The sequence below is a fragment of the Lutibacter profundi genome, assembly GCF_001543325.1.
In the GTDB taxonomy this organism is placed as follows: domain Bacteria; phylum Bacteroidota; class Bacteroidia; order Flavobacteriales; family Flavobacteriaceae; genus Lutibacter; species Lutibacter profundi.
Window position 1 is genome coordinate 312,728 of sequence record NZ_CP013355.1, and the last position, 23,246, is coordinate 335,973.

Annotated in this window: 15 protein-coding genes and 1 riboswitch; of the genes, 10 read left to right on the forward strand and 5 right to left on the reverse strand. The window is 30.2% G+C overall.

The features are described from left to right. Nucleotides 1–94: 94 nt before the first annotated feature. On the reverse strand, nucleotides 95–2,347 hold the full coding sequence (locus Lupro_RS01440; RefSeq protein WP_068211318.1) for a xanthine dehydrogenase molybdopterin binding subunit: 2,253 nt from the start codon (nucleotides 2,345–2,347) through the stop codon (nucleotides 95–97). Between the two features lie 5 nt (nucleotides 2,348–2,352). Then, nucleotides 2,353–3,753: an FAD binding domain-containing protein gene (locus Lupro_RS01445; protein ID WP_068205718.1), complete on the reverse strand. Its 1,401-nt coding sequence runs from the start codon at nucleotides 3,751–3,753 to the stop codon at nucleotides 2,353–2,355. Between the two features lie 191 nt (nucleotides 3,754–3,944). Between Lupro_RS01445 and ychF the strand changes: the two genes are divergently transcribed. Beyond that, nucleotides 3,945–5,039, forward strand: coding sequence for a redox-regulated ATPase YchF (ychF, locus tag Lupro_RS01450; RefSeq protein ID WP_068205719.1), 1,095 nt, complete (start codon nucleotides 3,945–3,947; stop codon nucleotides 5,037–5,039). Nucleotides 5,040–5,126: 87 nt separating this feature from the next. On the opposite strand, the gene Lupro_RS01455 is transcribed toward ychF, so the two are convergent. Then, on the reverse strand, nucleotides 5,127–5,846 hold the full coding sequence (locus Lupro_RS01455; RefSeq protein WP_068205720.1) for a hypothetical protein: 720 nt from the start codon (nucleotides 5,844–5,846) through the stop codon (nucleotides 5,127–5,129). A 417-nt stretch (nucleotides 5,847–6,263) separates the two neighbouring features. Here Lupro_RS01455 and Lupro_RS01460 point away from each other — a divergent pair, with 417 nt between their 5' ends. Beyond that, nucleotides 6,264–8,117, forward strand: a complete 1,854-nt coding sequence (locus tag Lupro_RS01460; RefSeq protein ID WP_068205721.1) for a DNA topoisomerase IV subunit B — start codon at nucleotides 6,264–6,266, stop codon at nucleotides 8,115–8,117. An 84-nt stretch (nucleotides 8,118–8,201) separates the two neighbouring features. Then, nucleotides 8,202–10,850: a DNA gyrase/topoisomerase IV subunit A gene (locus Lupro_RS01465; RefSeq protein ID WP_068205722.1), complete on the forward strand. Its 2,649-nt coding sequence runs from the start codon at nucleotides 8,202–8,204 to the stop codon at nucleotides 10,848–10,850. On the opposite strand, the gene Lupro_RS01470 is transcribed toward Lupro_RS01465, so the two are convergent. Next, entirely contained in the window at nucleotides 10,842–11,975 is a 1,134-nt protein-coding gene (locus Lupro_RS01470) for an ABC transporter substrate-binding protein (RefSeq protein ID WP_068205723.1), read from the reverse strand. The genes Lupro_RS01465 and Lupro_RS01470 overlap by 9 nt on opposite strands. A 66-nt stretch (nucleotides 11,976–12,041) precedes the next feature. Then, nucleotides 12,042–12,256, forward strand: a riboswitch (cobalamin riboswitch). 27 nt (nucleotides 12,257–12,283) lie between these two features. Here Lupro_RS01470 and Lupro_RS01475 point away from each other — a divergent pair. Beyond that, entirely contained in the window at nucleotides 12,284–14,125 is a 1,842-nt protein-coding gene (locus tag Lupro_RS01475) for a TonB-dependent receptor plug domain-containing protein (protein WP_068205724.1), read from the forward strand. 4 nt (nucleotides 14,126–14,129) lie between these two features. Continuing rightward, entirely contained in the window at nucleotides 14,130–15,188 is a 1,059-nt protein-coding gene (locus Lupro_RS01480; protein WP_068205725.1) for a YncE family protein, read from the forward strand. Nucleotides 15,189–15,243: 55 nt separating this feature from the next. On the opposite strand, the gene Lupro_RS01485 is transcribed toward Lupro_RS01480, so the two are convergent. Continuing rightward, nucleotides 15,244–15,783 carry a DUF7935 family protein gene (locus Lupro_RS01485; protein WP_227807462.1) on the reverse strand — a complete coding sequence of 180 codons (540 nt, stop codon included), beginning with the start codon at nucleotides 15,781–15,783 and terminating at the stop codon, nucleotides 15,244–15,246. A gap of 184 nt (nucleotides 15,784–15,967) precedes the next feature. Between Lupro_RS01485 and Lupro_RS01490 the strand changes: the two genes are divergently transcribed. The 5 genes from Lupro_RS01490 to murA all read left to right on the forward strand — a co-directional run bounded on the left by Lupro_RS01490 (nucleotide 15,968) and on the right by murA (nucleotide 23,143). Next, entirely contained in the window at nucleotides 15,968–17,353 is a 1,386-nt protein-coding gene (locus Lupro_RS01490; RefSeq protein WP_068205726.1) for an OmpP1/FadL family transporter, read from the forward strand. 130 nt (nucleotides 17,354–17,483) lie between these two features. Further along, nucleotides 17,484–18,701, forward strand: coding sequence for a hypothetical protein (locus Lupro_RS01495; RefSeq protein WP_068205727.1), 1,218 nt, complete (start codon nucleotides 17,484–17,486; stop codon nucleotides 18,699–18,701). A 78-nt stretch (nucleotides 18,702–18,779) separates the two neighbouring features. After that, nucleotides 18,780–21,107: an ATP-dependent helicase gene (locus Lupro_RS01500; protein WP_068205728.1), complete on the forward strand. Its 2,328-nt coding sequence runs from the start codon at nucleotides 18,780–18,782 to the stop codon at nucleotides 21,105–21,107. A gap of 63 nt (nucleotides 21,108–21,170) precedes the next feature. Further along, nucleotides 21,171–21,815, forward strand: a complete 645-nt coding sequence (locus Lupro_RS01505) for a DUF4290 domain-containing protein (protein ID WP_068205729.1) — start codon at nucleotides 21,171–21,173, stop codon at nucleotides 21,813–21,815. A gap of 23 nt (nucleotides 21,816–21,838) precedes the next feature. Further along, complete coding sequence (murA, locus tag Lupro_RS01510; protein WP_068205730.1) at nucleotides 21,839–23,143, forward strand: UDP-N-acetylglucosamine 1-carboxyvinyltransferase; 1,305 nt, start codon at nucleotides 21,839–21,841, stop codon at nucleotides 23,141–23,143. Nucleotides 23,144–23,246 lie beyond the last annotated feature (103 nt).

Below are 23,246 nucleotides of genomic sequence, written 5' to 3' on the forward strand. Positions count from 1 at the left end.
GCAATTGTGTCTCCTGCACTATAAATAATAGCACCTTTTAGAATGTTTGATTTGGTATAATGTAGTTTGATAATTGAAATGTTTTAAATAGTGATTATTCCTCGTACAATCCCATCAACACCTTTTCAGGTGTAAAAGGAGCATCAAATTTTAGTTGATAGTTAGGGTTGAATTCTTTTACTGCATTTTGAATGGCAAAATAAGCACCAATACCATACATTAATGGAGGTTCACCAACAGCTTTAGATTTGAATATGGCCTGCTCGTTTCCAAGAGTTTTAAGAGGGAGTACTTCAATTGTTTTTGGAGCAGAGAACACATCTGGAACTTTGTATGTAGATAATGCATTTGAAAGTAATTGCCCTTGTTCATTATAGGAAATTTCTTCTAAAGTCATCCAGCCAATTCCTTGTACCAAAGCACCTTCAACCTGACCTACATCAATACCAATATTCATGCTTTTCCCAAAATCATGTACAATTTTCACAGCATCAATTTCATAAGTACCTCTAAGGCAATCTACCGTAACAATAGTAATTGCCGTTCCATATACGTGATATGCAAAAGGATGTCCTTTTTCTTTGGATTTATCAAAATGAATAATAGGAGTTGCATAATGCGCATTTTCTGAAAGAGCAACACGTTCAAACATAGCCTGTTCAACCACTTTTTCCCAAGTGAGAGAAGTTTGCTGTTGGTTAGCATATATCATGTTATTTTTAAATTCAATAACATCCTTATCAACAGCTAATAGTGCAGATGCAACAGTTGTTAACCTGTCAATTAAAGAATTACATGCTTTTAAAACTGCTTTTCCATTTAAATCGGCTGTAGCACTTGCAGCTGTAGGAGAAGTGTTGGCAACTCTTGTTGTATTTGTAGTTTCCAATTTAACTTTAGAAGTGCTAATACCTAATGTTTCTGAAGCTACTTGTAGCATTTTTGTATTCACACTTTGTCCCATTTCAACAGCTCCTGTACTTACTCCAACACTACCATCTTGGTAAATATGAATTAAAGCTCTTGCATGGTTCATAGGTGTATTGGTAAATGAAATACCAAAAGTAATTGGCATAAAAGACAATCCTTTTTTGTATTGTGCATTTTTATTGTTGAAATTTACTATTTCTTCTTCTAATTTAGCTGAATTAAAGTTGCTTTTTGCAGATGTCCAGCTATTTTTAATTTCAACTTGCGTTGCTATTTGACCATACGAAAACTCATCATTTTCACTAAGTAAATTTAGCTCTTGAATTTTCTTTTTATTGACTCCTATTTCTTCAGCTGCTTTGGCAATTGCAGCTTCAATAACAAACATTCCTTGTGGTCCTCCAAAACCTCTAAAAGCTGTATTTGGCGGTAAATTTGTTTTACAGCTATGTACAGTTGTAGTTACATTGGGAATAAAGTAACTGTTGGTTGCGTGAAACAAGGTGCGCTCTGCAATTGCAGGTGATAAATCTGCTGCAGCTCCTGAATTTTGAAGAAATTCAACTTCAAAAGCTTGAATTTTCAACTCTTTAGACAATCCAATTTTAAAAGTAGATTCATACGGATGACGTTTCCCTGTCATACGTAAATCATCGTGGCGATTTAAAATGTATTTTACAGGCTTTTTCAAATTTTGTACCGCAACAGCAGCCATAACCGCCCAAGGTGTTGCCTGATCTTCTTTTCCTCCAAAACCACCTCCTAAACGAATAACATCAACTTCAATTTTATGCATAGAGACACCTAACACCTTCGCAACTGTTTTTTGAACTGAAGTTGGGCCTTGTGTTGAAGAAGTAATTTTAATGTTTCCATTTTCCATAGGAATAGCGTAACAACCTTGAGTTTCTAAATACAAATGTTCTTGTCCGTTAGAAAAAGTTTCACCTTCAATTACATACTTGCAATTTGAAAAGGAAGTGGTTGTATTTCCTAATTTAAATGAACGAGGAGCATTGATAAAACTACCTTTTTCTTTTGCCTCTTTCGCTGTGGTAATAACAGGTTTTTCATCAATTTCAATGGTAATAAGAGCTCTTGATTTTTTTGCAATAGCTTCAGATGTTGCAACAATAAAAGCAATAGGCTGCCCTATAAAATGCACTTCACCTTCTGCCCACAAAGGTTCATCAGGTATAATACCGCCAATTTGATTTTCCCCTAAAATATCTTTATACGTAAATATTTTTACCACACCTTCTAAACTTTCCGCTGTAGAATAATCTATATTTTTTATGGTTCCATGTGCTTTTGGGGAATCAAATGTTACGCCATATAAGGTACCTTGTAAGGTAGTAATGTCATCTACAAAAAGAGATTCACCTCTAACGTGTCCAAAGGAATCTATATTTTTCATTGTTTTCATTTGGATACTAAGTTTTGAAAATTAATTAGTTGAGGAAATAATGTAATAAAATGTGCATAAAAAAGTTGTTTGGCTAGTGCCCGCTTGTATGTTTCAGTTCCTCTAACATCGCTGATAGGGTTAATTTCAGACTGCAGAACTTTTTCAGCTTCTTTTATAGTAGATATGCCAATAGTTTTGTTTTTTAAAAATTGGTTGGTTTTTGAAAGATATTTTGGAATTGGAGCCACACCGCCCATAGAAAAGTGAGCATAAGAAATAACATTGTTTTTAGCTGCAATTTCACAGGCAGCATTCACAGTAGCAATATCCAAATGGGTTCGTTTGCTAACTTTTTCAAAATTAAAATTAGCTATTGGAATATTAAATGAGATAGCTACAATTAATTCACCTTCTTTCAAATCTACAACTTTGTAATCTTTGTGAAATTCTTGAAATGGTATTTTTCGCACACTACCACTTGTATGTTGTAAGGTTAGTTCACTGTTTAATGCTAAAAAAAAGATAGACATATCTCCAATAGGTGAGGCATTTACAAAATTACCACCTAAAGTTCCCATATTTCTAATTTGTTCAGAAGAAATTAGTTTCAGAAACTTTTTCAGTGAAGGGAAAATAGTATTTAATTGTTCGTTTTGTAAAATCTCTGTTGCGGTTGTATTGGCACCAATAATACATTTATCTTTAGTGAATACAATACCTTTTAACGCTTTTTCATCAGAAATTAAATGTACTTTTTCTTCTGAAAGTTGATCGGCATTGCGGACATACACGTCTGTTCCATTAGCTACAATTGTTCCTCTTTTGGCTAACTCAATTGGTTGTAGCCGTTGTAATTTTTGAGGAATTTCTTTAAAATAAGTAGGTAAAAAACCTTCCTCAATTAACCAAGAAATAGAGTTGTTACTGTCTTTACCTAGTAGTTTTTGGTCTATTGAGTTAGCCGCTTTTTCAATAGATTTATACCCTGTACATCTGCAAATATTACCACTAATAGCATCATTACAAGTTGAAGTTGTTTGTGGCGACTTTTCTAGTGCGTAACCAACTAAAGAAACTACAAACCCAGGCGTGCAATAGCCACATTGAGTAGCGTAATTATCGGCCATTTTCTTTTGTGTGAAATTTAAATTTTTAGGTAAATTAATTCCTTCAATGGTTACAATATGTTTTCCATTCGCATTTCCTAAAGGTGAAATACAAGAAGTAATACTTTTATAGGTAATTTGGGAGTTATTTAAAGTGCCAACTAAAACTGTACAGGCTCCACAATCACCCTCTCTACAACCAATTTTTGTTCCTTTTAATTGTTGATGGTCTCTAATAAAATCGACCAAAGTTATTCCCGCATTTGCGGTTGTTTTAATAACTTCGTTGTTTAATATAAATTGTATCATAAGCTAAGGGGCAATGTACTAAAAAGTATAAAGCCTAAAAATTATTTCAACTATTTTTTTTGTAATATTTATTTCATTTGGAAGTATAATTTGTATTTTTATTAAGGTTATTTAAGTGGTTATATTGTTTCTATATTTTTTTGCATTTTTGTAATTGTAAATGCTATATTTGCAGCGCTAAAAATAAAATTATGAAGGCAGGAATTGTAGGATTACCAAATGTAGGAAAATCAACCTTATTTAATTGTTTATCAAATGCAAAAGCACAAAGTGCAAACTTTCCATTTTGTACTATTGAACCAAATATAGGAGTTGTAAATGTCCCAGATGATAGATTGGTAAAATTAGAAGAATTGGTAAATCCTGAACGTGTATTACCTGCAACAGTTGATATTGTTGATATTGCCGGATTGGTACGTGGAGCAAGTAAAGGAGAAGGCTTAGGAAACCAGTTTTTAGCTAATATTAGAGAAACTGATGCTATTATTCATGTAGTTCGTTGCTTTGATAATGATAATATAATTCATGTTGATACTACTATTGATCCAGTAAGAGATAAAGAAACTATTGACATAGAATTACAGTTAAAAGACTTAGAATCTTTAGAAAAAAGAATAGATCGTGTTAAAAAAAATGCGAGAACAGGAAATAAAGAAGCTCAAAAAGAGCTGGATGTGCTGGAAAAAGTAAAAGCAGGCTTGGAATCAGCAGTTTCAGTAAGAGCCATTGAATTATTAGATAAAGAGCGTGAAGAGTATATTAAGCCATTACAGCTAATTACTGATAAACCTGTATTGTATGTTTGTAATGTAGATGAAAACTCAGCAGTTGATGGCAATGATTATGTAAAAGTATTAAAAGAAGCTGTGAAAGATGAAAATGCCGAAGTTATTATTTTAGCCGTAGGAACAGAAGCTGACATTACTGAATTAGAAACATTTGAAGAGCGTCAACTATTTTTAGAAGATTTAGGTTTAGAAGAACCTGGAGCTTCCGTTTTAATTAGGGCTGCTTATAAATTATTAAACTTACAAACCTATTTTACGGCTGGAGTAAAAGAAGTACGTGCTTGGACTATAAACATTGGAGACACAGCACCACAAGCAGCAGGTGTTATTCATACTGATTTTGAAAAAGGATTTATTCGTGCTGAAGTTATAACCTATAACGATTTTGTTGCTTATGGTAGCGAAGCTAAAGTTAAAGAAGCTGGTAAAATGCGCGTTGAAGGAAAAGAATACATTGTAAAAGATGGAGATATGATGAATTTTCGTTTTAATGTTTAGTAGTTGCTATTCCTTCTCTCTTAAATATGAAATTCTTTTAAGGAGTTGTTTTTAGAACAAAAATGGTTTAAAAAGAATATTGGAAAATCAATTAAAAAGGTTCCATTGCAATCCTAGTTGAAATGTATAATAACGTGTATCCCAATGTGGCCCAAATCTAAAAGGGAACCATCTTCCTGATGTATCTACAAACCAACCATTTTTATTTGCTAATGTATCTATGTCTCTGGTGAGTAAATAATTAAATTCTAATAAAGCTCTTACTCTTTTTGTTATAGGTAATGAAAGACTGTAAGACAATTTAAATGCAGCTCTCCATTGTGTTCTTCCTTGTTCTACTTCTGTTAATGTTTCTCCAATTCCTATTCCCAAAAAGGAATATTTCTCTGATGATTGATTACTGTCTTTACCCAAAAAAGGGAAACGATACTTACGCAGAACACTGAAGAAAAAAGCTTCTCTACCTTGTTCTATCCTATAGAAAGGAGGAAGCTCATTAGTCAAAAACTCATTAGCTTCACTTATATGTTCCCATCCATAATAGTCTAACCTAACTCCATATTTTTTAAAATAATAAGTTGCATTTATATTAAAAATTGGAGTAACAGATGAATGTACTTCTGTGGTTTTTATGTTCTCTTCTAAAATACCATCTTGATATCGTCTAAATTTAAGATCTTGCCTTCCAGGTATTTGAATACCGTAAGATGAGCCAATAGAAAATTGAGCGTAAGTTGATTCTGCAAAAAGTATAAAGATTAGGACTAATAGTGTAGAAACAAAAGTATTTTTTTTAAATTTACTCATTATAGCTATGGCTTTTTATATTCATATTTATATTGGTACAAAATGCCATTACCGCATAAATAAATAGAATTATTTTGATATAAACATTTAAAGCTTACGAATATTGTATAAAAAGTAAAATAAGTTTTATAAATTTTAAAGCATCTAAATTCTATTTTCATAGCATCAATGGTAGTGCAAAAAGAAGAAACAGAATGTTAATGAACTACTATACTTGTAGAGGTTAGATAATTTTGAGGGTAATTTTGGTTAAACTTATTAGGAATCATCTCCATTAATTTTTTTAATTTATTTCTTCATTACACTCGCAACAAAGTTTATACAACTTAGTTGTTGATAATTATTTTAATAGACTTCTTTTTATATTTTAAGTCAAAATTGTACTTTAGCGACTCTTCAAGAATATTATAGAAATAAATGGCTAAACAAGCAGCATATACTGAGGATAATATCCGTTCACTCGATTGGAAAGAGCATATAAGAATGCGTCCGGGAATGTATATTGGTAAATTAGGCGATGGTTCATCACCTGATGATGGTATTTACATTTTAATAAAGGAAGTATTAGACAACTCCATTGATGAATATGTAATGGGTGCAGGAAAAACCATTGAAGTTTCTGTAAAAGAGAATACCGTTACTGTTCGTGATTTTGGGCGTGGAATTCCTCTAGGAAAAGTAGTAGATGTAGTTTCGAAGATGAACACAGGAGGAAAGTATGATTCTCGTGCGTTTAAAAAATCGGTAGGGCTAAATGGAGTGGGGACTAAGGCTGTTAATGCACTTTCATCATATTTTAAAGTGCAATCTATTCGTGATGGACAAACGGCTTTTGCCGAGTTTTCAGCAGGAGATATTACAGCAAATGAAAAAGCTCATGATTCATCACAGCGTAAAGGAACTAAAGTAACCTTTGTACCAGATAAAGAAATATTTTCAAAATATAAATACAGAAGTGAATACATTGTAAAAATGATTAAAAACTATGTGTATTTAAACACAGGGTTAACAATTGTTTTTAATGGGGAAAAATATTTTTCTGAAAATGGATTAAAAGATTTATTAGAAGAAAATATAGCAGATGAGTTTATGTTGTTCCCAATTATTCACCTCAAAGGAGAAGATATTGAAGTAGCTATAACTTATAGTAAAGCTCAGTATAGCGAAGAATACCATTCTTTTGTAAATGGACAGCATACTACACAAGGAGGAACACATCAAAATGCTTTTAGAGAAGCTATTGTAAAAACAATACGTGATTTTTTTGGTAAAAATTATGAAGCCTCAGACATACGAAAATCTATTGTTTCAGCCATTAGTATAAAAGTGATGGAGCCCGTTTTTGAAAGTCAGACCAAAACAAAATTAGGTTCTACAGAAATGGGAGGAGGATTGCCAACTGTAAGAACATTTATAGGCGATTTTGTTAAAACAAATTTAGACAACTATTTACATAAAAATCCTGATGTTGCTGAAAAAATTCAAAAGAAAATTTTACAAGCCGAGAAAGAGCGAAAAGATTTATCAGGAATACGGAAATTAGCACGAGAACGCGCTAAAAAAGCGAGTTTACATAATAAAAAATTACGAGATTGTAGAGTTCATTTAAACGATTTAAAAAAAGACAATCGTTTAGAAAGTACCTTGTTTATTACTGAAGGAGATTCAGCAAGTGGTTCTATTACAAAATCTAGAGATGTTAATACGCAGGCAGTTTTTAGTTTGAGGGGGAAGCCATTAAACTCATACAATATGAACAAAAAAATAGTGTATGAAAATGAAGAATTTAATTTATTACAAGCAGCGTTAAATATTGAAGATGGTTTAGAAGATTTACGATATAATAATATTGTAATTGCTACCGATGCTGATGTAGATGGTATGCACATTAGATTGCTATTAATTACTTTCTTTTTACAGTTTTTTCCTGAGTTAATTAAAGAAGGCCACCTATTTATTTTAGATACACCATTGTTTAGAGTGCGTGATAAAAAACAAACGTTTTACTGCTATTCGCCTGAAGAAAAGCAACATGCAATTAATAAATTAAAGGGGAAACCAGAAATAACTCGATTTAAAGGATTAGGAGAAATTTCTCCAGATGAATTTGTCCATTTTATAGGGAAAGATATTCGATTAGACCCTATTATGCTAGACAAAGAAATGTCTATTGATAAATTGTTAGAGTTTTATATGGGAAAGAATACACCCGATAGACAAAAATTTATTATAGAAAATTTAAAAGTTGAATTAGATATTGTAGAAGAGTAATTTTTGATTTACAACTGAAGAAATTAGAATGACACAAAAGAAAAAATTTTCTTCCATACGGGAAGAATAACCAAAGGGCATAAAATGCAACAAGAGGAGAGAGATAAAGATTTAAAAGAGGAATTTGGAAATCAAGAAACCATTACCAAAGTTACGGGAATGTATAAAGATTGGTTTTTAGATTATGCTTCATATGTTATTTTAGAACGTGCAGTGCCAGCCATTAAAGATGGCTTTAAACCTGTACAGCGTAGAATATTACATTCTATGAAAGATTTAGATGATGGGCGCTACAATAAAGTAGCAAATATTGTTGGACATACTATGCAATATCATCCTCATGGTGATGCTTCAATTGCCGATGCAATGGTACAAATTGGTCAAAAAGAACTATTGATTGATATGCAAGGGAACTGGGGAAATATTTTAACTGGCGACCGAGCAGCTGCTTCACGTTATATAGAAGCCCGTTTGTCAAAATTTGCACTAGATGTTGTTTTCAATCCTAAAACTACAGAATGGCAAGCATCTTATGATGGTAGAAGAAAAGAACCAGTAGATTTACCGGTGAAGTTTCCTATGTTATTAGCTCAAGGTGCAGAAGGAATTGCAGTAGGGCTTTCAACAAAAATATTACCTCATAATTTTAAAGAATTAATAGATGCTTCAATAAAACATTTAAGAGGAAAGAGTTTTACATTAATACCAGATTTTTTAACTGGCGGAATTGCAGATGTTTCCAATTATAATGACGGCAAACGTGGAGGTAAAATTAGAGTTCGTGCAAAAATTTATCAACTCGATAAAAAAACGTTGGTTATTTCAGAAATTCCTTTTGGTACAACAACTTCAACCCTAATTGATTCTATTTTAAAAGCGAATGAAAAAGGAAAAATTAAGGTTAAAAAAATAGAAGATAATACGGCGGCAAATGTTGAAATTTTAGTGCATTTACCAAATGGTATTTCGCCTGATAAAACAATTGATGCTTTATATGCATTTACCAATTGCGAAAATTCTATTTCACCTTTGTGTTGTGTTATTGAAGATAATAAACCTGTTTTTATAGGCGTCTCAGAAATTTTAAAACTTTCTACACAACATACCGTTGACCTTTTAAAGCTAGAACTTGAAATTCAATTAAATGAGCTAGAAGAACAGTGGCATTTTGCTTCATTAGAACGTATTTTTATTGAAAAAAGAATTTATAGAGATATTGAAGAACAAGAAACTTGGGCAGGTGTAATAAAAGCTATAGATAAAGGTTTAAAACCCCATATAAAACATTTAAAACGTGCTATTACTGAAGAAGATATTGTGCGTTTAACAGAAATACGGATTAAAAAAATATCAAAATTTGATATTGATAAAGCAAAACAATTTATAGAAAGTTTAGAAGATAAAATAGAAACTGTTAAACAGCATTTAGCCAATTTAATAGACTATGCTATTGATTATTTTAAAAATTTAAAAATAAAATACGGTAAAGGGAAAGAACGGAAAACAGAGATACGTTTATTTGATGATATTGTTGCAACAAAAGTTGTAATGCGCAATACAAAGCTATATGTTAATAGAGAAGAGGGCTTTGTAGGTACATCATTAAAACGAGATGAATATGTTGCCGATTGTGCAGATATAGATGATGTTATTGTTTTTAGAAAAGATGGAATAATGACTGTTACTAGGGTAGATAGTAAAACTTTTGTAGGTAAAGATATTATTTATGTTGCAGTATTTAAAAAGAATGATAAACGTACGGTTTATAATATGATTTACCGTGATGGACGAAGTGGGCCAAGTTATATGAAGCGTTTTAATGTTACAGGAGTAACGCGTGATAAAGAATATAATTTAACTGTAGGAAATAAAGCCTCAATAGTGCAGTATTTTACGGCAAACCCTAATGGAGAGGCAGAAACCGTCACCATTAATTTACGTGCTGTTAAAGGTGTAAAAAAAATAAAATGGGATATAGATTTTTCAAATTTAGCAATTAAAGGTAGAGGTGTTAGAGGGAATAGAGTAACCAAAAATACCATTAGAAAAATTGAATTAAAATCTGAAGGAGTTTCTACGCTTAAACCTCGTAAAATTTGGTTTGATGATGTAACTCAACGCCTAAATGTTGATGGAAGAGGAGATTTGTTAGGAGAATTTAAAGGGGAAGATAGGTTGTTAGTTATCAATCAAAAAGGTTTAGTTAAAACTATAAAGCCAGAATTAACCACGCATTTTGATTCTAATATGATTGTTCTTGAAAAATGGATTCCAGAAAAACCAATTTCAGCGATATATTTTGATGGAGATAAAGGAAAATATTATGTGAAACGGTTTATGATTGACAACCCTAATAAAGAAGAACTCTTTATTTCTGAACACCCAAAATCACAGTTAGAAATTGTAGCAACAGATTATAGACCAATGGCTGAAATTATTTTTTCAAAACGTAGTTTAGAACCTATAACTATTAATTTTGAAGAATTTATTGCTGTTAAAGGTATTAAAGCGCTTGGTAATCAATTAACTACAGATAAGATGAAACAAGTGAATTTATTAGAGCCATTACCTTATGAACCTCCAATAATTGAAAATGTAGAAGTAAATGATGAAGAGATAATTGATAGTAACAGTGTAGAGAAAACAGCTGAAAACAATCAAACTAATTTAAAGAGAGGTAAAGATGTTGATAATGCCACAAAAGAAGATGATGGACAGATAACACTATTTTAATTTCTCATAAAAAGTAAACTCATAGTCTTTTAATAATTCTGGATGTGCCATTTTAATAATATCTTTCAATACTAAATCGGGTCGGGCAGGAGCTAATTCAAAATAAAGAACACCTCCTTTTTCACCTTTTTTATTAACAAATGTAAAAATATTATGATGTTGAAAAGCGTTAAATTTAGCGTAAATACTATTGGCATTTTTAAGTTGTTCCATAGTTTTGTAATAACTGGGAGAAATCCATAATTCGGCGTCTTTTCCTTTTTCAAAAACATTTTCAATATTTAAAGAAAGGCTTCCTTTTCCTTTAGAATTTTTCCATAAATAATTAGTATTCGCATCCTGTAAAAAAGTAGCTTCAAAACTGTTACCTGCAGGTAAATTCCAAATATCTTTAAAAAGTCCACCAGAAATAATAGTCGGTATTTTTTCAGCTTTTAAAGCAATAGATTTGGCATTTAAATAATTTTTTTCAATGTTTTTGAATATACTATCAGCTTCACGTTCTTTATTAAATAATACACCAAAAAACTTAATCCATTCAGCCCTGCCTAGAGGAGTTTCTTCTAACCAGTCACCATTTAGGAGCACAGGAATTCCAAATTTTTGAATAATATTAAACATTTTATTGTTGCTAGTTATAGAAAACCCTATTACAGCATCTGGTTGTAACTCAAGTAATAATTCAGTATTTATATTTTCTTCATTCCCTAGCTCTTTTATGTCACCATTTTTAATTAATACCCTTGTTTTTTTTGATGAAATATATTTAGTGTTTGGAAATCCAACTAATTTAGTTTCAACACCTAACAATTCTAACATAGGGATATGTGTAGTACTAGTTACTACAATTGATTGTAATGGTGTTTTTAAGGTATTTAACTGCTTTTTACCCAATGAATCAGTCAATATATATTCAAAAGTTTCTTTTGAGTTTTGGTAAGGAGCTTTTATACTAAGTTTAGTGTATTTTTTATAATGTTTAATCTCAAAGCCTTTTGCGTATTTTATAGCGTTATCAACAGTGTTTTCTCCATTAAAAGAATTTTTGTTTTCGTTCTTTTTACAAGAATAAATAAGTAATAGGAAAAATATGGATGTTAAAAATTTTATGACAAATAGTTTCATTAAAAATTAATTTTTACAAATGTAATATTTTATATATTTAATGGTACAAATTGGTCTTAATTAATTAAATTTGTTGCCGATTATGGTTTTTATTTATGCTTCTGTATAAATAAATTAAAAGGGAATTCGGTTAGAAACCGAAGCTGTACCCGCAACTGTAAGCTTTGTCGAATTTTTTCGATGGTTGTTATTAAACTTTATAACCACTGTTCAGTTTTTTTGAATGGGAAGGTGAATAACAATACGCAAGCCAGGAGACCTGCCAAAATCATTTTAATTAACACTTTCGGGAGAAAAGTAAATTAGGTATGAAACAGTTTAGCAGATTTTTATTTTTTTTATTTCTTATTAATAATTGGAGCTCTTATGGGCAAAAAGATTCAATTGTAGCCCTAGATATTGTTGTTTTAAGTGATGTTAAATTGAAGAAATTTTCTGCAGGATACAATGTGAATGAAATTTTAGATTCTGTAATTAAAACACAAACCTCATTAACTGATTTACTCAATTTAAATACGTTAATTTATTTCAAGACAAATGGTTATGGAATGATTTCTTCACCATCATTTAGAGGTACAAATGCATCACAAACTGCAGTTATTTGGAATGGTATAAATATAAATTCTCAGTTAACAGGACAAACAGATTTTAACAACGTTTCAATAGTTAATTACAATGAGATAACTGTTAAAAGAGGTGGGAGTTCAGTACAATACGGTAGTGGTGCTATTGGAGGTAGCATACACCTCAACAATTCTTTTCATTTTTACAATCATTTTATAAATGAGATTCAAGTTTCTTATGGTAGTTTCAACACCTTAAATACTTCATATAAATTAAGTGCGGGTACTACTAAAAGTTACATAACTACAGGAATTGATTATAAGAAATCTGAAAATGATTACAAATACTTAGGATATGGTGAAAAAAATGAAAATGGAGCTTATAATTTTTTGGGTTTCAACTTTAATGCTGGGTATTTTATAAATGAAAATGTACTGCTAAAATTATTTCATAATTCTAGTTTAAATGACAGAAATTTATCAGGAACATTAACATATAACGCAAAAGATGCTTACAAAAATAATGATTCCAAAACACTGTTAGTACTTGATTTTTTAGATGAAAAATTCTCATCAAATTTAAATTTAGCACATATTTATGAAGACTATAAGTATTATCCAAATAACGAAAATAACACTCAATTTTCGTTCGGAAAAGTGAATACTTTTATTGTGAAATACGATGCTTCATTATTTTTTAAATCTGCAAATTTATTAGTAAAAGGAATATTAGAATATGATAGTGTAAAAGGAAGTGGTAGTAATATTGGTTTCAACCAGAGAGATGTATTTTCAGCTGTTTTTTTGTTAAATCATAAATTAACGCCAAAAATAGATTACGGTGTTAATATTAGAACAGAAGTTACAAATCAATACAACGTTCCATTAATTTTTTCAATAGGTTCAAATTTTAAAATTACTAAGTTTTATACGTTACAACTAAATACTTCAAAAAATTATAGAATACCAACATTTAATGATTTATACTGGGTTCCTGGCGGAAATACTACTTTAAAACCTGAAAATTCATATCAATTTGAACTAGGAAATGATTTTAATTTTAATTCTCAAAAAATTAATTTAACAGGGTATTATATCAACTCTAAAGATATGATAAAGTGGTTGCCAAATAGGAATAATATTTGGTCACCTATTAATGTTGAAGAAGTTGAAAGTTATGGCATTGAATTTAAGTATGAAGTACTAAAGAAAATTGGAAACAATACGTTTGAGTTTTTAACAAATTATGGGTATACCATTTCAAAAAATGTTCAAACAAATAACCAATTAATTTATGTGCCAAAAAATAAAATAACAGGAACATTTTCTTATAATTATAAGAAATTCTCAGCTTATTATCAATTACTATATAATGGTAGTGTTTATACTACAACCGATAATTTTAGTGATTTAAGTTCATACGATATTTCAGATGTAGGTGTGGGTTATAAGTTATCTAGCAAAAAGAAAGAGGCTACTATAATAACGTTTAAAGTACAAAATATTTTTAATAAAAAATACCAAAATGTGGCATATAGACCTATGCCTAATATAAATTATAAATTAAAATTAATCTTAAATTTTTAGAAGTATGAAGAATAGTAAAATTATAGTAATGGCAATTTTATTTTTAGGAATATTTGTTACATCATGTGATGATGATGATACAATTATAGAACCTAAAGGAGATTACGAAAATGGAATACTAATTGCAAATGAAGGCCCTTTTGGAAGCGGTACAGGAACCGTAATGTTTATAAGTGATGATTATACTATAACAGAGAATGCCATTTTTAATAAAGTAAATAATCAGGATATAGGTAATATCTTACAATCTATTGGCTTTGAAGAAGATAATGCTTATTTAATAGCAAATGTATCAAATAAAATAACAGTTGTTAACAGGTATACTTTTGAGGTTATAACAACTATTACCGAAGGGCTAAATAACCCTAGATATTTTGCTGAAGTTAATGGGAAAGGGTACGTAACTAACTGGGGAGATCCATTAAATAATAATGATGATTACATTGCGGTACTAAATTTGAGCACAAATATTGTTGAATCAACAATACCAGTTGCATTTGGACCCGAAGAAATTGTGGTAGTAAACAATACACTTTATGTAGCACATCAAGGGGGTTATGGACAAAATAATATTGTTTCTGTAATTAGCGCAAGTTCTAATAGTATTGTAAAAACATTAGAAGTTGGCGATGTGCCAAATTCATTAACTGTTGACGATAATGATAATATATGGGTTTTATCAGGGGGTAAACCTAGTTGGACAGGTGTTGAAACTAAAGGTGTTTTATCAAAAATTAATACAGCTACTAATTTAATAGATACAAGTTTTGATTTTCAGGTTACAGAACATCCGAATTTTTTATCTGTTGATGATGATTATTTGTACTATAACTTAGGAGGGAATGTGTATAAAATGAGTAGTACAGCTTCTGCATTGCCAACTACAGAAGAAATTTCAGGGTTATATAGTTACAATATGGTGGCTAAAGATGGCATATTATATGCAACAGATGCCGTTGATTATGCTAGTAATGGGAAATTGTATCTGTACGATTTATCTACAAATTTATTAACAAATACATTCACAACAGGAATTATTCCAAGCGGAATTTACTTTAATTAAATTGTAGCCTAATAAAAAAAGAAGGTTTTCTAACTTTTTAGAAAGCCTTCTTTTTTTATATAAAACTTTTAACTTCTTCTTTAATAAATGCCAGGGCAGTAATTGAAGGAGGAGTTATATCCAACATTTTTCGTAAAATAACCTCCCTTAATTCTTCAGCATTTTCAATTGTAGTGTTTTCAGAAGCATTTTTGATGAGTTGAATTGTTGCATTTTTTGAAGTAATAATAACGCTCCAACATTCTTCTGAAAGATATATTTGCTGTGCTAAATTATGTTCAAACTCATGTTCTATAGTATCAATAAGACTTATTGTGTATGAATTTTTATCATTATTAACAGAAGTAACTCTAATTAATAATTTAGAAGGATTTATTCGTTCTAAAAATAATGTCATTCGCTCATAAGCCTGTAATTTTAGAGGTAAGCTATTCTTTTGATTTTCTTTTAAAGCTAAAATTTTTAACTTTTTTTCTTCTGTTTTAGTGTGATTTAAAAAAAAATAATAGGCTATTAAACCGGTTACAATTGAAGGGATGGTATAGCTTAATAAATCAATAATTTTAGATATCTCAATAATTTGTAAAATTTTCATAATAATTCAAAATTAAACGCAAATTTATTACAAGTTTATTAATTTTCTATATTTTAGCTGATATTTATCATTAAATCTCTATACAAAACTTTCTAATTTTGTTGTGTAACAAATGTTAAGTACTTAGTAATCAAAGTGTAACAATTGTTACACAACAAAGAACATTAAAATTAAAATTAAAATTATGAGAAAATTATTAAGACTAGTAGTCGTACTTTTTACAACAGCAACTTTTGCTCAAGCTGGACACATTATGCAAGGAGTTGGAGCCGTTAACATGTCAATGGGAGGGGCTTCTACCGCTCAACCTATAGATATTAGTGGGGCATTACAATGGAATCCAGCATCAATATCTGTTTTTGATAGTAAAATATTAGACTTTAATATAGGTTTATTCTTTTCATCTCCAGAGTTGAGTTCTTCATTACCTGCTGGAGCCATGTGGCCAGCTGATGCTTTTGGACCTGGATCACCAGCTTCACCTGCTGTTTCTGGTGTAACTAAAGATGATAGGGGAGCATCTCCAATGCCTGCATTTGCCATGGTTTGGGGAAAAGAAGATAGCAAGCATACTTTTGGTGTTTCAGCCTTTGGTATTAGCGGGTTTGGGGTAACATTTCCAGAGGAAACTAATTTACCAATGGATGCAAATGGAAACCCTAATCCAAACTGGGATCCAAATAATTCTAACCCTATAAGTTATCCACAAAGTTTAAATGGCTTTGGTCATATAGAATCAGACTATATGTTGTTACAAGTTGGTTTTACTTGGGCGTATGAATTAAGTGAAACATTCTCTATTGGTATTGAACCAACGTTTAACTACGCCGCCTTAGAATTAGCACCTAACCCAACTGCTAATCCAAATGCTTCTGGATATGCAGTAAGTGATAAAGCTTCTGCTTTAGGATTTGGAGCGCAATTTGGAGTGTTTTATAATTCACCAAGTGGATTTAAATTAGGAGCATCTTATAAAACAGCTCAAAATTTTGGTGATTTAGAATTTAACAATACATATTTAGATGGTTCTACTGCTACCAATAACTTCAATATGGACTACCCAGCAATTTTATCGTTTGGTTTAGGTTATTCAAAAGGAAATATTGATTTTGCACTAGATTATAGAATGGTAGATTATGAAAATACCGATGGTTTTGCAGAAAAAGGATGGACACAAACAGGTTCTGTAGCTGGTTTTGGATGGAAAAACATCAATATTCTTTCAGTTGGTTTACAATATAAAGGAATTGAAAAATTACCTTTACGTTTTGGGTATACTTACAGTAGTAATCCTATTGATAGCGATGTAGCCTTTTTCTCAATTCCTGCAACTGCTGTTATAAAAAATGCATTCCAATTTGGATTCAGTTACCCAATGACAGATAACTTAAAATTAAGTGGTGTTTACCATTATGGTACTAGTGGTGGAGATACAAAAGGACAATTGCTTAATCCTATGCTTGCTCAAACGAACCCTCCTTATGGCGCAATACCAGGAACTGAAGTTTCTTATAAAATGGATACAAGTTTAATTATGTTTGGTATTTCTTATACTTTTGCAAAAAAATAAAAATTAATAATAACCTATAAATTAGTATTAAAAAACAACTGTTTAAAAAATTATAAATGGTTGTTTTTTTATGTTTAAATTTAAGATAATACATAAAATTCTTGTTTATTTGTAGTCCAAAACTATATAAATGTTGTTTAAAAAAGATAGTAAACTTTTGTCCTTATTGGCATTGTCATTATTTATGTTATCAGCAATTTACGGATTGTTGTTAAGATGGAATTTTACTTTTTCATTACCGTTTGTAAACTATCATCATTTTTTACAAAGTCATTCTCACGTAGCATTTTTAGGGTGGGGTTATTTAGCAACTATTGGAGTTCTTCTCTCTAATTTTGTAGCAGTCAATGCTAAACAAAAGAAGATTTATAAAACAGTAATTTTAATTATAGTAGTAGCTATTTCTTTAATGTTAATTAGCTTTCCTTTAGGAGGTTATAAGTTATTTTCAATTGTGTTACTTTCTGTATTTGGATTGGCTAGTTATGTGCTCTCCTATAGATTGTTAAAAGATATAAAAGGAAATAGTGTAGCTGTTAAATTAATAAAATATGGTATTTATTATTACATATTATCAAGTTTGGCAACTTGGTTTTTAGCAGGTGTTGTAGTTACACAGGGAAAAACAGATTTGTATCACAACACCATTTATTTTTATTTACATTTTTTGTATAATGGTTATTTTGTTTTTGTACTCTTCGGGTTTTTATTCAAAATATTTGAAAAACAAAAAATTACAATTTCTAAAAAATTACAAGAAAACTTCTTTATATATTTAAATGTAGCTTGTATTCCAGCTTATGCATTATCCATTTTATGGAGTGGTGTATCTTCAGTGTATTATATAATAGGTTTTGCAGCTTCAATTTTACAGTTATTTTCTTTATTTTTTTTGATAAAAATAGTAAGACAAGCAATACCACAATTAAAATGGAATTCAATTTCTAAATTATTACTAAATTTCGCATTGATTGCTTATAGTTTGAAAATTTGTATTCAAATAGCATCAGCATTTCCTTATATTGTTAAAAAATCATTGGCTTTAAAACCTTTTTTTATCATTGGCTATTTACATTTGTTTACCTTGGCTTTTATGAGTGTTTTACTCTTCTTAATTTTAGATAAGCTAAAAATTGTTATGTTAAAAAATAACATTTCAAAAATTGGAATAATTATTTTTTTAATTGGAGTTTTTACCACAGAAGTTATCTTGTTTTTACAAGGGTATTTATTATTTAAAGGACTTTCACCAATAGTAAACTACAATTTATTACTGCTAATTTTTAGTGCTGCAATGGTAATAGGACTGTTAATGCTTTTTGTAAATAGGTTTAGAAATCAGGAATAATATTTAAATAAACTTTGTCAATAACTTTTATTGCTAAACTAAATTTGGAATGGTACTTTTGAAAATCAAAGAATTCCTGTGAATAATTACTTAGAAAATCTTAATGAATCGCAAAGAGAGGCTGTCTTACACAAAGAGGGACCAATGATTATTATTGCTGGAGCTGGTTCGGGTAAAACACGTGTTTTAACCTATAGAATAGCCAATTTAATGCATAATAATATTGATGCATTTAATATTTTAGCATTGACATTTACCAATAAAGCAGCACGTGAAATGAAAAGTCGTATTGCCGATGTTGTTGGTGATTCTGAAGCTAAAAATTTATGGATGGGTACTTTTCATTCAGTTTTTGCACGAATTTTACGTTCAGAAGGTCATCATTTAGGGTTTCCATCAAATTTTACAATTTACGATACACAAGATGCTGTTAGGTTGATTTCTTCTATTATTAAAGAAATGCAATTGGATAAAGATAGGTACAAACCAAAACAAGTTCTAAGTCGTATCTCGTCCTTTAAAAATAGCCTAATTACGGTAAAATCATATTATAGTAATCCAGATTTATTGGAGGCTGATAAAATAGCACAACGTCCAAAAATTGGAGAAATTTATCAACAATATGTAAATCGTTGTTTTAAATCAGGTGCCATGGACTTTGATGATTTATTACTTAGAACCAATGAACTATTAACCCGTTTTCCGGAGGTTTTAGCAAAATACCAACAACGGTTTAAGTACATTTTGGTTGATGAATATCAAGATACAAATCACTCACAATATTTAATTGTTAGGGCTTTGGCCGATAGGTTTCAAAATATTTGTGTTGTAGGAGATGATTCTCAAAGTATTTATTCATTTCGTGGGGCAAATATTCAAAACATATTGAATTTTCAGCGTGACTATGAGAAAGTGAGTATTTTTAAATTGGAACAAAATTATCGTTCTTCAAGAAATATTGTTGACGCATCAAACAGCATTATTCAAAGAAATAGAACAAAATTAGATAAGCAAATTTGGACAGCTAATAATGAAGGCACTAAAATAAAAGTAATGCGAACTTTTACAGAAGCTGAAGAAGGACGTTTTATTGCAAATTCAATTTTTGATAATAAATTAAATTTGCAGCTTAAAAATTCAGAATTTGCTATTTTATATCGTACAAATGCGCAATCACGTGCTATTGAAGACGCTCTTCGAAAAAAAGATATTAAATATAAAATATACGGAGGCTTGTCTTTTTATCAGCGTAAAGAAATTAAAGACACACTAGCGTATTTGCGTCTGTTGATAAACCCAAATGATGAGGAAGCGTTAAAAAGAGTTATTAATTATCCTGCACGCGGTATTGGAGCAACAACAATAGATAAATTAACAGTTGCTGCCAACCATTATAAAAAGTCAATTTTCGAACTACTTTTAACGTTAAATCAGTTAGATATTAATATAAATGCAGGTACAAAAACAAAGTTGATAAACTTTGTTACAATGATGCAACATTTTCAAATTGAAGCACAAACTAAAAATGCTTTTGAAGTAGCTGAATTTGTAATAAAACAAACAAGACTAATAAAAGATTTAGAAAGTGATGGTACACCAGAAGGTGTAAGTAAAGTTGAGAATATACAAGAATTATTAAACGGACTTAAAGATTTTGTAGATGTTCAAAAAGAAAATGAAGAAGAAGATTCTTTAGCTTTTTTCTTAGAAGATGTTGCTTTAGCTACTGATTTTGATAGTGAAAAGAAAGATGATATTCCAAGAGTTTCATTAATGACTATTCACTTAGCGAAAGGTTTAGAATATCCATATGTGTACATTGTTGGTTTGGAAGAAAATTTATTCCCTTCAGCAATGAGTATGAATACTCGAAGTGAGTTGGAAGAAGAACGCCGTTTATTCTACGTAGCATTAACAAGAGCAGAAAAACAGGCATATTTAACGTATGCTCAAACGCGTTATCGTTGGGGTAAATTGGTAGATTGTGAACCAAGTAGATTTTTAGAAGAAATTGATGAAAAATATTTAGAATATTTAACAGTTAAGAAACCTTCTTTTTCCCAAAATAAATTCATAAATGAAGATATTTTTGGTAGCGTACCTCAACATAAAATTCGTTTTAAAAAACCAATTCAACGACCACCAAAAAAAGTAATAAAACAACAAAAAACAGAATTCAATCCTCCTAAAAATTTAAAAAAGGTGTCAAAGTCAACACCAAACGCTTCAAATTTGTTTGACAGTAAAATAGCTGTAAGCAATATAGTTGAACATTCAAAGTTTGGTAAAGGAGAAGTACTTAGTTTAGAAGGCTCTGGAGCTAATAAAAAAGCTGAAATAAGATTTGCTTCAGTTGGGGTTAAAAAGCTGCTATTGCAGTTTGCGAAACTTAGAATTATTAGCTAAAATAGTAGTGAAAACAATATTTATATTGTAATTTGCAATTTCTAAAAATAGAAGAATAAATACATGGAATTTGATTTAGAATACAATTCAGAAAGACCTCATTTAATTATACCAGAATACGGTCGTCACATACAAAAATTAGTAGATTATTGCATAGCATTAGAAGATGTTGAAGAACGAAATAAAATGGCAAAAGCTATTGTTGATGTTATGGGTAATTTACAACCACATCTAAGAGATGTTCCTGATTTTAAAAGTAAACTTTGGGATCAGTTATTTATAATGTCTGATTTTAAATTGGATGTTGATTCCCCATACGAAAAACTTAAAAAAGAAGTTTTACAGGCAAAACCTGAGAAATTAGATTATCCTAAATACGCATTTAAATACCGTTTTTATGGGAATAATATTCAAACTATGATAGACACAGCTTTGACTTGGGAAGAAGGAGAAGCTCGTGATGCATTGTATTTTACCATTGCAAATCATATGAAAAAATGTTATTTGAATTGGAATAAAGATACCGTTGATGATCAAGTAATTTTTAAGCATCTAGTTGAATTATCAAAAGGTAAAATAGATTTAACTGATAAGAATGAAACTTTATCAGATGTTAAAGATCTACTTAGAAAAAGGAAACCAACAAATAAACAATCCAATAAACAATCCAATAAGCATTCAACTAAACAACGATTAAAAAAAAAGTGAGACTAAATTAATTTCAACTAAAAATGGCTACATTTAAAATAGAAGGAGGTCATAAATTAAGTGGTAATATTACTCCTCAAGGTGCTAAAAATGAGGCTTTACAAGTTATATGTGCAGTTTTATTAACAGCAGATAAAATTACAATAAGCAACATACCAAACATTAGAGATGTAAATAAATTAATTTATATTTTAAGTGAATTAGGTGTTAAAGTGAATAAAACTAGTGATAATACCTACACTTTTCAGGCAGATACATTAGATTTAAATTATTTAGAATCTGAAAAATTCAAGAAAGAAGGAAGCTCATTGAGAGGTTCTATTATGATTGTTGGTCCTCTTTTAGCTCGTTTTGGAAAAGGATATATTCCTAGACCAGGAGGTGACAAAATAGGAAGAAGAAGGTTAGATACCCATTTTGAAGGATTTATTAAATTAGGAGCTACATTTAGGTATAATAAAAATGAACAGTTTTATGGTGTTGAGGCAGTAAAGTTAACAGGAACAGATATGTTGTTGGATGAAGCTTCAGTCACAGGAACAGCGAATATTGTTATGGCAGCAGTAATGGCTGAAGGTGTAACCACAATATACAATGCCGCATGTGAACCATATTTACAACAATTATGCAAAATGTTGAATAGTATGGGCGCTAAAATTGATGGAGTAGGGTCTAATTTACTTACAATTAAAGGTGTTGAAAAATTAACTGGTTGTACCCATAGAATTCTTCCTGATATGATTGAAATTGGGAGTTTGATAGGTATGGCAGCAATGACAAAATCTTCTATTACCATAAAAGATGTTAGTTGGAAAGATTTGGGTTTAATACCAAGAGTTTTTCAAAAATTGGGAATTAAATTAGAACGAAAAGGAGATGATATTTTTATACCTGAACAACAAAATTATGAAATTCAAAATTTTATAGATGGATCTATTTTAACAATTTCTGATGCTCCTTGGCCAGGTTTCACGCCTGATTTGTTAAGTATAGTATTAGTTGTTGCAACGCAAGCGAAAGGAAGCGTACTGATTCATCAAAAAATGTTTGAAAGTCGACTTTTTTTTGTTGATAAATTAATTGATATGGGAGCAAAAGTAATACTTTGTGATCCACATAGAGCAACAGTTATAGGTATGAATCATGAGTCGAGTTTAAAAGCGACAACTATGACTTCTCCAGATATAAGAGCAGGTATTTCTTTATTAATTGCGGCTCTCTCTGCTAATGGTACTAGTACTATTCATAATATTGAACAAATAGATAGAGGATATCAAAATATAGATGGACGTTTAAAAGCTATTGGAGCTAAAATTACTAGAATTTAATAAAAAATTTAAATCCTGCTCAATGCAGGGTTTTTTATAAATGTCATATTGGCATAATTTAAAAAATGGCAATGTTTTTGCAAACGTAAAATTGATAAAATTT

Coding starts and splice junctions, on each gene's coding strand:
- Lupro_RS01475 (WP_068205724.1), top strand. CDS start 12,284: ATGAAACAGTTTAGCAGATTTTTATTTTTTTTATTTCTTATTAATAAT.
- Lupro_RS01440 (WP_068211318.1), bottom strand. CDS start 2,347: ATGAAAAATATAGATTCCTTTGGACACGTTAGAGGTGAATCTCTTTTT.
- Lupro_RS01505 (WP_068205729.1), top strand. CDS start 21,171: ATGGAATTTGATTTAGAATACAATTCAGAAAGACCTCATTTAATTATA.
- Lupro_RS01465 (WP_068205722.1), top strand. CDS start 8,202: ATGCAACAAGAGGAGAGAGATAAAGATTTAAAAGAGGAATTTGGAAAT.
- Lupro_RS01490 (WP_068205726.1), top strand. CDS start 15,968: ATGAGAAAATTATTAAGACTAGTAGTCGTACTTTTTACAACAGCAACT.
- Lupro_RS01470 (WP_068205723.1), bottom strand. CDS start 11,975: ATGAAACTATTTGTCATAAAATTTTTAACATCCATATTTTTCCTATTA.
- Lupro_RS01485 (WP_227807462.1), bottom strand. CDS start 15,783: ATGAAAATTTTACAAATTATTGAGATATCTAAAATTATTGATTTATTA.
- Lupro_RS01480 (WP_068205725.1), top strand. CDS start 14,130: ATGAAGAATAGTAAAATTATAGTAATGGCAATTTTATTTTTAGGAATA.
- Lupro_RS01495 (WP_068205727.1), top strand. CDS start 17,484: ATGTTGTTTAAAAAAGATAGTAAACTTTTGTCCTTATTGGCATTGTCA.
- murA (WP_068205730.1), top strand. CDS start 21,839: ATGGCTACATTTAAAATAGAAGGAGGTCATAAATTAAGTGGTAATATT.
- Lupro_RS01455 (WP_068205720.1), bottom strand. CDS start 5,846: ATGAGTAAATTTAAAAAAAATACTTTTGTTTCTACACTATTAGTCCTA.
- Lupro_RS01445 (WP_068205718.1), bottom strand. CDS start 3,753: ATGATACAATTTATATTAAACAACGAAGTTATTAAAACAACCGCAAAT.
- ychF (WP_068205719.1), top strand. CDS start 3,945: ATGAAGGCAGGAATTGTAGGATTACCAAATGTAGGAAAATCAACCTTA.
- Lupro_RS01460 (WP_068205721.1), top strand. CDS start 6,264: ATGGCTAAACAAGCAGCATATACTGAGGATAATATCCGTTCACTCGAT.